Raw genomic sequence first — 14,972 nt, forward strand, 5'->3', positions numbered from 1 at the left:
TTATTTCACAAATTTTCGGTATATTTATACAACTGAACAGCCCGGTTTTCCTGATCAAAAAGGAGAACCGGGCTGTTTAGTTAAGTGAAAAACAAGGCCAAAAAACAACCATTTTTCATATAGTTATTTGAATATCAGTAATTTAATACTTTTTAAACCTTTCAAAACCCATCAAAAATTTGTTAAAAAGTGTTAAAATGGCGTTAAAACTTTGTTAAAATGGGTAATTACCGGGTCTTTTTAGCCTGTTTTGACTAAAAAAGTGTTAAAATAAAAGGTTTAAAAAGTTTTTACAGGGGGCACCAAGCTATTGTATTATTAGAGATATAACTTATATTTATCCCTAATAAGTAGTTCGGAATTTTTAGAAAAACAGCATTTAGAACTGTCTGCAAAACAGAAAAAATGTTGAAACGGTGTCAAATATTGCAACAAAGTGTGTTTATGACACAAATAAATTGCAAATTTGTGGTCTGCATTAATTCAGTTAACTCCCTGTTTAACGATGAGTGAAAAGACGATATTGGTTTGGTTCAGAAATGACTTGCGGATACACGATAACGAGATCTTGTTAGAGGCTGTTCGTAAGGCTGATAAAGTGCTGCCCGTATATTGTTTTGATCCTTATTATTTCCAGCAAACTGCATCAGGGACTTCCAAAACCGGCAATTTTCGGGCGCGTTTCCTGATCGAAGCTGTGGCCGATCTTCGTAAAAACTTACAGGGCTATGGCGCCGAACTGATCATCCGAACAGGCAACCCAGCCGAAGTATTACCGCAACTGGCCGAGCAATACCAGGTAAACGAGGTGTATCATCACCGGGAAGTAGCTTATGAGGAAACCGGTATATCTGAGCAGGTAGAGGCGGCTTTATGGAAACTAAGGCTTAATCTGAAGCATTTTATAGGTCATACATTATATCATAAGGAAGACCTTCCCTTCCCGATTAAGGATATCCCGGATAGCTTTGCCATATTTAAGAAAAAGGTGGAGCGTGATAGTAATGTACGCCCATGTGTACCAACACCTGAACATATTATCGTCCCCGAAATAACAGATGCTGGGGAATTACCTACCCTGCAACAATTAGGCTTGGATGAACCTATTGATGATTCGCGTGCTACCAACTATTTTCAGGGGGGCGAAACCGCGGCTTTGGTACAGTTGCACAAATATTTTTCGCAAAGTGAACAGGCGGTTAAACCTAAAGGCTCCCGGGGAGGTGCTACTAACTCTTCAAAATTATCTCCATGGCTGTCTGTAGGTTGTATATCGCCAAGGCAGGTTTACTGGGAAATATTTAAGCATAGTGGCGACAGCTACGCGCAAAATGCCAGCATGCTGAAACTTGAACTGCTCTGGCGCGACTATTTCAGGTTTATGTTTAAAAAACACGGGCAAAAATTCATCAAAGCCAAAAACGCGGAAAGCGATGAGGCCGACATAGCCGTTAATGAACTGGAGTTTAATAAATGGGCACATGGCGAAACGGGCGTCCCGTTTATTGATGCCTGTATGCACGAGCTTAATGCTACCGGCTACATCTGTAATCAATGCCGGCAAATAGTAGCTACCTACCTGGTGCATGAGCTCAAAGCCGACTGGACTCTGGGCGCTGTTTATTTCGAAGAAAAGCTGATCGACTATTCTCCTGCCAGTAACTGGGGAAACTGGGCTTTTATTGCCGGGGTGAATGATGCCAAAGAAAGTAAATATACCATAGCCGCCATGCAAGCTAAAGATGCCGAGAGCGATTTTGTAACCACCTGGCAACACTCCACCATTGATGAGGCTGGCGACCTGGTAGGGGCCTGACCAAATATTCACTATCCCGGTTAAACTATTACCTCAATTCGATATCTCATAATAGCACTTTGCCCGGTTTTGCGTGTTATGACACAGATATTAGGCAGATGTAAAATTTCTTTACAATTAATTATGAAGTATATAAGCCTATATGCTTACTTTTGTACCGTTTTAAAGATCAGTTTCTCATGGATCGTCTCAATTATATCAATAGCGGCAACGCAGACTACATTAATACCCTATACGACAGCTACAAACAGGATCCCGAATCGGTGGATTATGGATGGCAAAAATTTTTTGAAGGTTTTGATTTCGGCAAGGATACGCAAGCCCCTGTCGGAACAACCGCGCCAAATGTCGGTGACAAGACCCCCGATCACTTTTTAAAAGAGATCAATGTACTCAATATGATTCACGGATACCGTTCACGCGGTCACCTGTTTGCCAAAACAAACCCGGTACGTGAGCGCCGTCATTATTTCCCCGGTAAAGAGCTGGAGACTTTTGGTCTGAGCGAAGCCGATATGGATACCGTGTTTAATGCCGGTGTCGAAGTTGGTTTGGGTGCTGCCACCCTGCGCGATATCCGCCAGTTGCTTGAAGATACCTATTGCCGCGCCATTGGTGCCGAATACAGGTACATCCGTAACCCTATAAAACTAAAATGGTTTGAAGACAGGATGGAGAGCAACCGCAACACGCCTTCATTTACTGTTGACGAAAAGAAATTGATGCTGGATAAGCTCAACGAGGCAGTAACTTTCGAAAACTTTTTGGGAACCAAGTTTTTGGGTCAGAAACGTTTTTCACTGGAAGGTGCCGAAGCGCTAATCCCGTCACTGGATTCAGTCATAAAAAAGGGTGCTGATCTGGGTATCGAAGAGTTCATCATTGGTATGGCTCACCGTGGCAGGTTAAACGTGCTGACCAACATTATGGAGAAAACCTACAAAGAGGTATTCTCTGAGTTTGAGGGTAAAAACTTTGATTCTGAATCACCTTTTGGTGGCGACGTTAAATATCACCTGGGTTTTTCGACCGACGTAACTACATCCAACGGTAAAAAAGTTCACCTGAGTCTTTGTCCAAACCCGTCGCATCTGGAAGCAGTTGACCCTGTTGTAGAAGGAATCACCCGTTCAAAGATCGATTTTAAATACGGTGGCGATCATTCCAAAATAGCCCCGATACTGATCCATGGTGACGCATCTGTTGCAGGCCAGGGTATTGTTTACGAAGTTTTACAAATGGAAAAACTGGATGGCTACCGCACAGGTGGTACCATTCACCTGGTGATTAACAACCAGATAGGTTTTACCACAAATTATAAAGACGCCCGTTCAAGTACTTATTGTACCGATGTGGCCAAAACGGTGCTTTCGCCGGTTTTCCACGTAAACGGAGATGACGTAGAAGCGCTGGCTTATGTAGTTAATCTGGCTATGGAATACCGCCAGGTATTTAACGAGGATGTGTTTATCGATATCTTATGCTACCGTCGTTATGGTCATAATGAGGCTGATGAACCCAAATTCACACAGCCATTATTATACAAAGCTATTGAGGCGCACCCAAATCCGCTGATCATTTATAATGATAAATTAGTGGCCGAAGGGAGCATTGACGCCAGCTTGCTGAAATCAATGGAAAAAACTTTCCGTGATGAATTACAGCAAAAGCTGGATGAGTCAAAAGCCGAGGAAAGATTTACCGAAACCATCGCCATGTTTGAGGGCGCCTGGAGCGGATTGCACTTAGCCAGCCATAAAGAACTGGTATCGGCTATTGATACATCCGTACCTAAAGAAGAAATCATCGAGATCGGTAACAAAATAACCTCCCTGCCAGCAAATAAAGGTTTCTTCAAAAAGATCGAAAAATTATTTGAAGACCGCCGGGCTATGGTTAACAATACCCAGGTATTTGACTGGGCTATGGCTGAGTTACTGGCTTATGGTACACTGTTAAAAGATGGTTTCCCGGTAAGGTTAAGCGGTGAGGATGTTAAACGTGGTACGTTCTCTCATCGCCATGCAGTATTAACCCTGGTTGATTCTGAAGATGAGTACACCCCGCTGGCTACTATTGATACCGAAGCTAAACTAAGCATTTATAACTCTTTATTATCAGAGTACGGAGTATTAGGTTTTGAATATGGTTACGCCCTGGCAAACCCTAATGCCTTAACAATATGGGAAGCCCAGTTTGGTGACTTCTTTAACGGTGCACAGATCATTGTTGACCAGTACATCGCCAGCGCCGAAACTAAATGGCAGCGTGGTAATGGCCTGGTAATGCTGTTACCTCATGGTTATGAAGGACAAGGTCCTGAGCACTCATCTGCACGTGTAGAGCGTTTTATGGAGCTTTGTGCCGATGATAATATCCAGGTGGCTAATTGTACTACACCTGCTAACTTCTTCCATATCCTGCGCAGGCAAATGCACCGCGATTTCCGCAAGCCATTGATCATCTTTACACCAAAAAGCTTGCTGCGTAGTCCTAAATGTGTATCGCCAATTGATGAATTTACCAATGGTAAGTTCCATGAGCTGATAGATGATACCTATGCTGATGTTAAAAAAGTAAAACGTGTATTGCTTTGTACCGGTAAAGTATATTACGACCTACAGGAGAAACAACTGACAGATAAACGCAAGGATGTAGCCATTGTTCGTATTGAACAGTTATACCCTACACCGGTTGTTCAGATATTAAAAATTAAGGCCAAATACGATAAAGCCACCGAGTTTATCTGGGTACAGGAAGAACCCGAAAATATGGGTGCATGGCCATATATATGTCGTAAGTTCCATAATGATAAGGTCATCAACCTTAATGTAATTTCACGCATCGAGGGCAGCAGTACAGCTACTGGTTTTGCTAAACAACATGCCGCTCAGCAAGCGTATATTGTTTCCAAAGCATTTGAAGCACCTGCCGGTAAAGTGGTAAAAGAAGCAATAAAAAAGACAACAAAAAAAATGGCTGATGCCGGAGCGGATTAAATTACGTAGTACGTTTTACGGGGTACGTTAATACGTAATCCAACAAAACGTGTAACTTAAAACGTCTAACGTATCACCTTTAAAATATACAATTACTAAAATATGAGTTTAGCGATCAAAGTTCCGCCGGTAGGCGAATCAATAACAGAAGTAACCCTATCAAGCTGGAAGAAAAAAGATGGCGATCACGTGGAAATGGATGAGGTTATTGCCGAATTAGAATCGGACAAAGCCACTTTTGAATTGACTGCCGAAAAAGCAGGTACCTTAAAAACAGTTGCCAAAGAAGGCGATACATTAGCTATTGGCGCCGTTGTTGCCAATATTGAAGAAGGCGCCGGCGCTGCTGCTCCTGCAAAGGAAAGTGCTCCTGCAGCTCAACCACAGCCCGAAGTTGTAGCTAATGCACCTGCTCCGGCCCCGATTGCCGCAGCTCCCGCAACAGGTGGCGGTTCAATAGAAATTAAAGTGCCTGCTGTAGGCGAATCTATAACCGAAGTTACTTTATCGCGCTGGATCAAAAAGGACGGCGATGCCGTTGAGATGGATGAGCCTCTTGCCGAACTGGAATCGGACAAAGCAACCTTTGAATTAACTGCCGAAAAAGCCGGTGTGTTAAAAACTATAGCTAAAGAAGGTGACGTATTGCCTATTGGCGCGGTGGTTTGTACTATTGAAGGTTCAGGTGCTGCTGTACAGGCTATACCTGTAACACCTGCTGTTGTAAGCGCTACGGATGAGTCGCCACGCGGCGGAGCACCTACCACAGCTGCTGGCGCGGTAACTTATGCATCCGGTACTCCATCACCCGCAGCTGCCAAAATACTGGCCGAAAAAGGTGTTGATCCTAAAGGTGTAAACGGAAGCGGTGTTGATGGTCGTATCACTAAAGGTGATGCCCTGAACGCACAAACTGCTCCAGCTAAGCCTGCCGGACAACCGGCAGCCTCAGCTCCTGTTGTAGCACCAGCTGTACCAGCAGGCGAAAGAAGTGAAAAACGCGAAAAAATGACCTCGTTGCGTAAAACAGTTGCCAAACGTTTGGTGGCTGTTAAAAATGAAACGGCTATGTTAACTACCTTTAACGAGGTGGATATGCAGCCGATCATGGAACTGCGTGGCAAATACAAAGATAAATTTAAAGAGAAACATGGTGTGGGCTTAGGCTTCATGTCGTTCTTTACCAAAGCAGTTACCGAAGCGTTGAAAGACTGGCCTGCTGTTGGTGCCCGTATTGAAGGCGAAGAAGTGGTATACAGCAATTTTGCCGATATCTCTATCGCTGTATCGGCCCCTAAAGGCCTGGTAGTTCCGGTGATCCGTAATGCTGATAGTATGAGCCTGGCCGAAATCGAAAAGGAAATTGTGGTATTAGCCGGTAAAGCCCGTGAAAATAAACTAACCATTCCTGAAATGACAGGCGGTACGTTCACCATCACTAATGGTGGTGTATTTGGTTCAATGATGTCAACCCCGATATTAAACTCGCCACAATCGGCTATATTGGGTATGCACAACATTATTGAGCGCCCGGTTGCCGTAAACGGACAAGTAGTTATCCGCCCAATGATGTACCTGGCCTTATCTTATGATCACCGTATCATCGATGGCCGTGAATCGGTAAGCTTCCTTGTACGTGTAAAACAATTACTGGAAGACCCTGCAAGGTTATTATTAGGAGTATAATTATTCCCCTTAATCATATTTAAAAAGCCCGGGCTATCCGGGCTTTTTTGTTTTTATCTCCTGCTATCATTACCACTTGCAATAATATTTTTTGTTAGTTGGTCTTAATTCTTGACTCTAACCTCTTGATTCTCTTTGCCAAGGGTTACCTAAATCCCTTTTTTGGTATCAATAGTAACCAAAAAAAATTAACAACAACATGAAAACAAAAATTTTAATGCTGCCATTGGCGGCCGTCTTGCTGCTGGGCGCTTGTAAGGGTTCTGGCTCACACTATGAGGCAATTAACAATAGAGCGGCCGACACGGTTGCCTCAGCTACAATGGATTCAACGGCTTCTCCAAAACTGGTGAAAACTGCAGATATGCGTTTCAAGGTAAAAAACGTACAACAAACAGCCGAGAAGATAACAGCATCGACAGTCAAAAATAATGGCATGGTGATGCACCATCAAATGGAATCGACAGTAAGGGACAGCAAGGATTTCAGGATCACCGGCGATTCTGTTAACCGGGTATCCTCTTTTAATACAACTGCTGATATGACTGTTAAAATACCTTCCGAACACCTGGAAGAGTTTATGACCGAAGTAGCACATATGGGCATGTATGTTACTATGCGCAAAATGGATATTGAAGATAAATCCCTCGACTTTTTATCTGCGAAGCTGAAACTGAATAGTCGGAAGGAGTTGGTAGACCAACAGAAAAAAGGAAAAGTTACGATCAAGAATCCGGTGAATGTTTTATTGTTGAAAGACGATATGGTTGATGGACAGATAGGTAACCTTGAAATTGATGATGCGGTAAAATACAGCATTATTACATTGAGCTTTTACCAAAGTAATACCATTCTTCAGGAGCATATTGCTAATGATGATCCCTCGGCTTATAATTTGCCTTTCTTTAGCCGGTTAGCAGGGTCATTTGCCAATGGCTGGCACCTTTTTATGGAAGCGATTTTAGTGATCGCTAATCTTTGGGTATTTATCCTGGCAGGTATAAGTATCTTGCTATTGATCCGTTTTTATAGAAGAAAATATTCAATATTACCCGACACGATAAAATCCTAAAAAATTGGTGGTAAATTCCGTAAACATTTCTATTTTTGCCCAACATTAAACAAAGTACCATGGAGTCTACACAAAACGCTAATTCAGAACAACATTATAAAATATTGGTTTTAGCTATCGCTATTGGCATAACAGGTGTTTTCATTCGTTTTGCAGGTGATGAAAATTCAACCTATTTTTCATGGATAGCTAACTTATTACTCATTGTAGGTGTGGCAATAGGTTTAAGAACTGTTTTCAAGATTATCAAATAAGATAAGATATGCAGATGTGCATATGAATTTCAAATAAAAAAACAGCCTCTCTGAATTTCAGAGAGGCTGTTTTTTTATTGCCTGGTTACAGACCTATCAATCATTTGCATATCTAAAATCTGCACATCTACTTAGGTCGGTATTTGGACTGATTCAGTATCTTCTGAGCATCTTTCTCTGCCATTAATTGTGGTAACGTAACTTCGGGGTGTTTCTCCATATATTCCCGCACAATCTGCCAACCCGTCCAGACTGCCAGTTTGGGTGCCGACTCATTTTTTTCGCCCAGGCCAGGGGTGAAGGGGGCCTCGGTAAAATACTTTTGAATTTTAGGGTAATCTGTTTCGTAAAGCAAATTTTCGTCTAAAAAATAAGCCCATATTTTTGCTTTAAAATCTTCGCACCATTTAAGCTGGGCAGTGGTATATCCAATTTTGGTAGTATCACCAACATCAGGTAGTATTTGATCCATAAAATACATGATCTTGCCGTTGTATACCATTTTTTCCAGCATCGATTTATTGTTATCATCCTCCGGGAACATATCCTCGCGGGCTATCCCTTCAACCACACGCGGGGTTATGTTTTCGGGGGTAAAATGCCTGGACAAATAATGCGGGAATGCGTTTGTGAGGGCAGGGTAGAACCGCGAATCGGCACCTAGAAACAGATCAAGCCCTATAGCAAAATAGCCATCTCCAATGGAAGTTTGTGCCTGGAAACCCGAAAAATAAGCATAAACTTTGGGTAGCCTTTTTTGCGGATAGTAATATTTAATGTATTTAAAAGCCTGGGTAAGGGAGGCATTCTGCGCATCCATGTTGGGGTAGGCGGCGTCTACATCATGTTTCAGGTCTATGTAAGCTTTGCCCTTAAAAACCTCGTGAAGGGTCTTAAAATAAGCCGTATCATTAGTGGTGCCCGCCTGTAGCATCCGACTGATAAAATCCTGGTAAAACGAGCCATATTTTTGCTGTAGGTATACAGCTTGTGTAGCCATAGACCTGGTACGCATCGCATCAAAGTCGTGATCAAAGCGTTCAACCTTAACTTCAATATTTATATTACTGACATCAACCTTTTTGTTGCGCCCGCATGACGCGAATATCAGGGCGATGGAAAAAATTAAGTAAATTTGCTTTGCTTTGAGCCGGGGGTTTATCATCTTTATCCTTTGAGCAAAAATAATTTTTATTTGCATTAATACGTTACACTACTGTCTATGAATCCATCGTGAGTTACCAACAAAAAATAACATAACTCACGATAGCTTCATCGCCTTAAAAAAACAAACATAATTGATGAAAATCGCATTAGCCCAGCTTAACTATCATATAGGTAATTTCGAATCAAATACCGCCAAAATTATCGACCATATACAAAAGGCCAAACAAAACGGCGCCGACCTGGTGGTGTTTGCCGAGTTATGCGTTTCGGGCTACCCCTCACGTGATTTTTTGGAGTTTGATGAATTTATTGACCTGTGCGAGGATTCAGCCAAAAAGATAGCTGCTGTTTGTACCGATATTGCCTGTATCATCGGCTTGCCGACGTATAATCATAAAGACGAGGGAAAAGATCTGAACAACTCGGCCTACTTTATGGAAAACGGTCAGGTAAAAGCTGTGGTAAACAAAGCGCTGCTGCCCAACTATGATGTATTTGACGAGTATCGTTATTTTGAGCCTTCAACAGACTTTAACTGTATTGAGTTTAAAGGCAAAAAGATAGCGTTGACCATTTGCGAGGATCTTTGGAATACCATCGAAAACCCATTATATATTACCCGGCCAATGGATAGCCTGATCCATCAGCAGCCCGATGTGATGATCAATATAGCTGCGTCGCCATTTGCGTATAACCATGATGAGGAGCGCATAACCATTTTGAGTGATAACGCCAGCCGTTATCATTTACCGTTGCTATATGTAAACCAGATTGGGGCACAAACGGAATTGATATTTGACGGTGGATCATTGGTTTTTGATAATACAGGGAAATTAATAGATGAGTTGCCATATTTTGAAGAGAACCTGGCGTACTACACTTTAAATGATGATGCTTCTTTAAGCTTCGATCACCCTTCAACCCTGAAAGCCGAACGCCCTGCCGATATTGAACAGATACACCAGGCTATTATATTGGGTATCCGTGATTATTTTTATAAATCGGGCTTTAAGCAGGCTATCCTTGGTTTGTCTGGTGGTATCGACTCAGCCGTAGTGTGCGCCCTGGCAGCCGAAGCTTTGGGAGCTCAAAATGTGATGGCTGTATTACTGCCATCGCGCTTCTCGACTGATCATTCGTTAAAAGATGCCGAAGACCTGGTGAACAATCTGGGTTGTAAAAGCGAATTGGTACCGATCAAAAATATTACCGAAGCTATTGAAACAGCCTTGCATCCGCAATTCAATAACCTGCCATTTAATATAGCTGAGGAAAATATACAATCGCGCAGCCGTGCCGTATTGCTGATGGCGATGTGCAATAAGTTTGGCTACATCTTATTAAACACCAGCAATAAAAGTGAAGCAGCTGTGGGCTATGGCACTTTATATGGTGATATGTGCGGTGGTATATCTGTAATAGGCGATGTTTATAAAACGCAGGTTTTTGAACTGGCCCGTTACATCAATCGTGACAAGGAGATCATTCCCATCAATTCTATTGTAAAACCGCCATCAGCAGAGCTCAGACCAGATCAAAAGGATACCGACTCATTACCTGAATACGATATCCTGGACAAGATCCTGGCTGAGTACATCGAGAATCGCCGTTCATCAACCGATATCATTAAAATGGGTTATGATGAAGCAATTGTCCGCCGGGTGATCAGGCTGACCAACCTGGCCGAACACAAACGTTATCAAACCCCACCTATCCTCCGGGTGTCGCCAAAGGCATTTGGCATGGGGCGCAGAATGCCAATTGTAGGAAAGTACCTGTCATAAGTAAGGTTTTTAAAATAAGTTTGCCAAAAGCCGGTATACCGCGAATATTCACCGGTCAATTATCAGTGAATTTTTTTATTAGAAAGTGGGTTTACATGGTTTACACTTTTTATGGTTTACATTTATTTAATTTATTGATAATCAAATATTTAATATTTATTACCCCAATAAAGTGGGTTTACAGTGACAACCATAAAATTAAGTATCCCATGTTGTAAGCAAAGTCCTATGGCGTATTAAGTATTGGGCACCACATGTGAAATAATAATTTTCGATGCCGGAAATTCAAAAATCCATTATTCGATATGATTTCTCTTAAATAAAATTCTGTTATATACACATATTTAATACTCTTTAATGGTTGGGCTTTAATAACTAATGGAATATTTATAGATTTAGGGCTGTAAAAATGCCTATATCTCAGATCTATGAATAAATCTTACGCAGCAATTTGTATATGTTTTTTATTGCTGTGTGCAACAGCCCGCGTTTTTGCCCAACAAGCGCTGGTAACCGATGCTAAACGTGCGGAATTAACACGCTTTTCAACCCAGTTACGCAGTAATTATGATGCCAGTCGTAAGCAGGCCTTATCATTGGCTGCCAGCCGTGGTTGGAGGGTGCAACGCCATACCAGAAACGGTAACCTGGTATCGCTACAGGGCGTTAACGCTTTAGGTTTTCCTGTTTATCTCATCACCCATAATAATACTACATCGGCAGCTACAACCGGTACCAATGCCGTACAGCCGGGTGGTTCGCTTGGTCTTAACCTATCAGGCTCCAGTACATTTTTGAATAATAAGCTGGCCATCTGGGATGGCGGCTCGGTATATACGGCCCACCAGGAGTTTGCCGGTAAAACTATCACCATTAAAGACGGTGCTTCGGTGCTTGATCATACCACGCATGTGGCCGGTACCATGATAGCCCGGGGAATATATGCGCCGGCCAGGGGAATGGCCTTTAACACAGCCACCCTGCAATCATATGATTTTAATAATGACGTGGCCGAAATGAGTGCTGCGGCATCGGGTCTGTTATTATCCAACCATTCCTATGGAGATGAGGCGGGTTGGAATTTCAACGATAGCGATAACCGCTGGGAGTGGTATGGCCTGCCTGGCGATTCGGTTGATTATACTTTTGGTTTTTATGATACTCGTGCCCAATCATGGGACAAAATAGCCTATAACGCACCTTATTACCTCATTGTGGAGTCGGCAGGTAACGCCCGGTCAAGCAATGGCCCGGCTGTAGGGGCCGACTATTATGGCTACAAAAGTAAAACCGATCAAACGCTGGTTGACAAAGGCCTGAGACCGGCCGGTATCAGTGATAATAAGGGTTATGATATTATCAGTACTACTGGCAATGCCAAAAATATACTTACCGTTGGCGCCATCAATCCATTACCGTATGGGCCAAGTACCCGGCAGGGTATCAGCAGTGCCTTTTTTAGCAGTTGGGGGCCTACAGATGACGGTCGTATCAAGCCCGATATTGTGGGCAACGGGGTAAATGTATTATCTGTTGGAGTAGCTAATCCTACCGCATATCTTACGCTTTCAGGTACATCGATGGCTGCGCCAAATATTACCGGTTCATTGTATTTGCTGCAGGAGTATTATGCTCAAAAGAATAACGGTGCCTTTATGCGGGCGGCTACGTTAAAAGGTTTAGTATGTCAAACCGCTTTCGATGCCGGCAATGTTGGCCCCGATTATATTTACGGATGGGGTTTGCTGGATATGAAAAAAGCGGCCCAGGCCATAACCGATAATGGGACAAAAAGCCTTATTAGTGAAAACTCTCTGCAACAAGGCCAAAAACAAACCTTTAATATCGTGGCCTCAGGCAGCGATGTGCTGGCTGCAACTATATCATGGACAGACCCTGAAGGGACACCCAATGCTGATGGAACGATCAACAGCCGTACACCCAAACTGATCAACGACCTTGATATCAAGATCAGCGATGGTACAACAACCTACAATGCCTGGGTTTTAAACCCGGATGCGCCTTCCACGTCTGCTACTACGGGAGATAATATCCGGGATAATATTGAACAGGTTTATATCCCCAATACCATACCTGGTAAAAGCTATACCATTACCGTATCGCACAAAGGTACCCTGAAGCAAGGGCCGCAGGCGTATTCGCTTATTGTTACCGGTGCCGGCGGAACTGCCTATTGTGCTTCGGCGCCGCTTTCCAATGCCGATTCACGCATTAATAATCTGACGTTATCAAACATCAACAATACCCCCGCTGCCGGTTGCAAAAGTTATTCGGATTATACCAATTTAACCGTTCAGTTGGAGCAGGCTAAAACCTACCCTCTGAGTATCACCTTAGGTACCTGTGGCGGTAATTTTAATAAAGCTGCTAAAGTATTTGTGGATTGGAATGGCAATGGTGTTTTTAATAATGATGAACTGGCGGCTACTACCACTGTGATTAACGGTACCGGAACGTTGAATGCCAATATCAAGGTGCCCGGATCTGTAATACCAGGTAATTACAGCCTGATGCGTGTAGTACTGACTGAAACAAGTGATACCGCGACCATAAAAGCCTGTGGCAGCTATGCCAAGGGCGAAACACAGGATTACCGGGTACAGTTTTTACAAACCAGTATTGATGCCGGTGTAGTAGCTATTGTTAACCCCGGCTCAAGCGGTTCATGCTCTGCCAGTACGCCGGTTACTATCAGGCTTAAAAACTTTGGAAGCGCGGCTATTACCAATATACCGGTTACAGTTACCATTACCGCGCCCGATAATACCAAAACCACCTACACCGAAACCTATGCCGGTACATTACAACCTCTGGTTGAGGATAACTTTACTTTTAGCCAGCAGTTTAATGCTGTAGCAGGTGCCACTTATACTATTACGGCTACCAGTAACCTGGCTAGCGATCCGGTTGTTGCTAATAATACGGTAACAGCAACTGTGGTGATCAATACTCCAGCTTTAATTGGCAATCTGAGTGCTTATTATTGTATTGATAGTAAACAATATTTGCTATCAGGTTCAGGCGATGGTACGTTACTCTGGTATCAGAATATTAATGATGCAATTCCGATAGCGTACGGTTCGGCGGCTATTACCGCGCAACCACCGGTAAATAATACTTATTATGCAGGTATAAATGATTTTAAGGGATCTGTAGGGCCTGCAACTAAAAGCGTTTTTACGGCAGGTGGCTATAACCAGTTTACCCCGGGAATGACTGTGAGCACCAAGGTACCCATGGTTATTCAAAGCGCCCGTTTATATATTGGTAATTCGGGAAAAATAACTTTTAATGTAAACAACAGTAACGGGCAAACAGTATCAACCACAACTATTGATGCTCAGGCTACCCGAACCAACCCACAACCCGGCGAACAAGCGGATGATCCTAATGACCAGGGGAAGGTATATGATCTGAACCTGGAATTGCCTGCTGCAGGTAACTATACCATATCAGCGGCATTTGATGCTGCGGCTACCATCTATCGGAGTAATGGCGGGGTAAAAGGTTATCCGTTCAGCATAGGTAATATATTCAGTATTACCGGTAATAATGCCACGCCTGATGGCCCGCCGGATACCACTTACTATAAAAACTTCTATTATTATTTTTACGATATTAAGGTGCAAAGCTTAGGTTGCGCATCGGCAGCACGGCAACCAGTTACTTTCTCCAAACCGGTTATTACCCAAACCAATAATACTTTAGGTTCAAATTTTGCAACAGGTAATCAATGGTTTTTAAATGGTAAGGCAATATCCGGTGCTATAGGAAAAACTTATGACCCATTGCAAAGCGGTGATTACCAGGTAGCGGATACTTTATCCAGTGGATGTGTAGCAATGTCTGATATTTACACCTATGCACGTACGGTTGAAAAACCAGATAATGCAACAGAGATTGGTTTATCTGTATTTCCGGTTCCGGCAAGCAGCCAGCTTAATGTGATCTTCGCGACAAAAGCCGCTGCCGATCTTAAATTATCATTGATCAATCCGGCCGGGCAAATGGTATATCTGGATACGCAATCTGTACCACAGGGGAATTTTAGTAAGGTAATTGATGTTTCCACGCAGATACCGGGTATTTATGTGGTAAAAATATTGCTGGGGCAAAAGATCTATGCCCGTAAAATAGTGATCAGCAGGTAAAAGAGCCTCACTCCAACCCCTC

The 14,972-nt window shown here is 42.9% G+C and carries 8 protein-coding genes; 7 read left to right on the forward strand and 1 reads right to left on the reverse strand.

Translation table 11 applies throughout. The features are described from left to right. The first annotated feature begins 505 nt into the window (after nt 1-505). From BLR84_RS00100 to BLR84_RS00120, 5 genes are all read left to right on the forward strand, one after another. Nucleotides 506-1,816 carry a DASH family cryptochrome gene (locus tag BLR84_RS00100; RefSeq protein ID WP_090462614.1) on the forward strand — a complete coding sequence of 437 codons (1,311 nt, stop codon included), beginning with the start codon at nt 506-508 and terminating at the stop codon, nt 1,814-1,816. Between the two features lie 179 nt (nt 1,817-1,995). After that, nucleotides 1,996-4,815 (forward strand): 2-oxoglutarate dehydrogenase E1 component, encoded by a 2,820-nt coding sequence (locus BLR84_RS00105; RefSeq protein WP_090462617.1) that lies wholly within the window; start codon nt 1,996-1,998, stop codon nt 4,813-4,815. Nucleotides 4,816-4,917: 102 nt separating this feature from the next. Further along, a complete protein-coding gene (gene odhB / locus BLR84_RS00110) occupies nt 4,918-6,501 on the forward strand; it encodes a 2-oxoglutarate dehydrogenase complex dihydrolipoyllysine-residue succinyltransferase (protein ID WP_090462620.1) in 1,584 nt (527 codons plus the stop codon). Nucleotides 6,502-6,700: 199 nt separating this feature from the next. Continuing rightward, nucleotides 6,701-7,573 carry a DUF4349 domain-containing protein gene (locus tag BLR84_RS00115; protein ID WP_090462624.1) on the forward strand — a complete coding sequence of 291 codons (873 nt, stop codon included), beginning with the start codon at nt 6,701-6,703 and terminating at the stop codon, nt 7,571-7,573. 59 nt (nt 7,574-7,632) lie between these two features. Next, a complete protein-coding gene (locus BLR84_RS00120; protein ID WP_090462627.1) occupies nt 7,633-7,827 on the forward strand; it encodes a hypothetical protein in 195 nt (64 codons plus the stop codon). Between the two features lie 127 nt (nt 7,828-7,954). On the opposite strand, the gene gldB is transcribed toward BLR84_RS00120, so the two are convergent. Then, entirely contained in the window at nt 7,955-8,992 is a 1,038-nt protein-coding gene (gene gldB, locus BLR84_RS00125) for a gliding motility lipoprotein GldB (protein WP_090462630.1), read from the reverse strand. A 136-nt stretch (nt 8,993-9,128) separates the two neighbouring features. Between gldB and BLR84_RS00130 the strand changes: the two genes are divergently transcribed. Together BLR84_RS00130 and BLR84_RS00135 are read left to right on the forward strand one after the other, a co-directional pair. Next, a complete protein-coding gene (locus BLR84_RS00130) occupies nt 9,129-10,778 on the forward strand; it encodes an NAD+ synthase (RefSeq protein ID WP_090462633.1) in 1,650 nt (549 codons plus the stop codon). Between the two features lie 428 nt (nt 10,779-11,206). Then, on the forward strand, nt 11,207-14,950 hold the full coding sequence (locus BLR84_RS00135; RefSeq protein ID WP_090462636.1) for a S8 family serine peptidase: 3,744 nt from the start codon (nt 11,207-11,209) through the stop codon (nt 14,948-14,950). The last annotated feature ends 22 nt before the right edge of the window (nt 14,951-14,972 follow it).

The organism is Mucilaginibacter sp. OK268, assembly GCF_900103125.1.
Lineage (GTDB): Bacteria > Bacteroidota > Bacteroidia > Sphingobacteriales > Sphingobacteriaceae > Mucilaginibacter.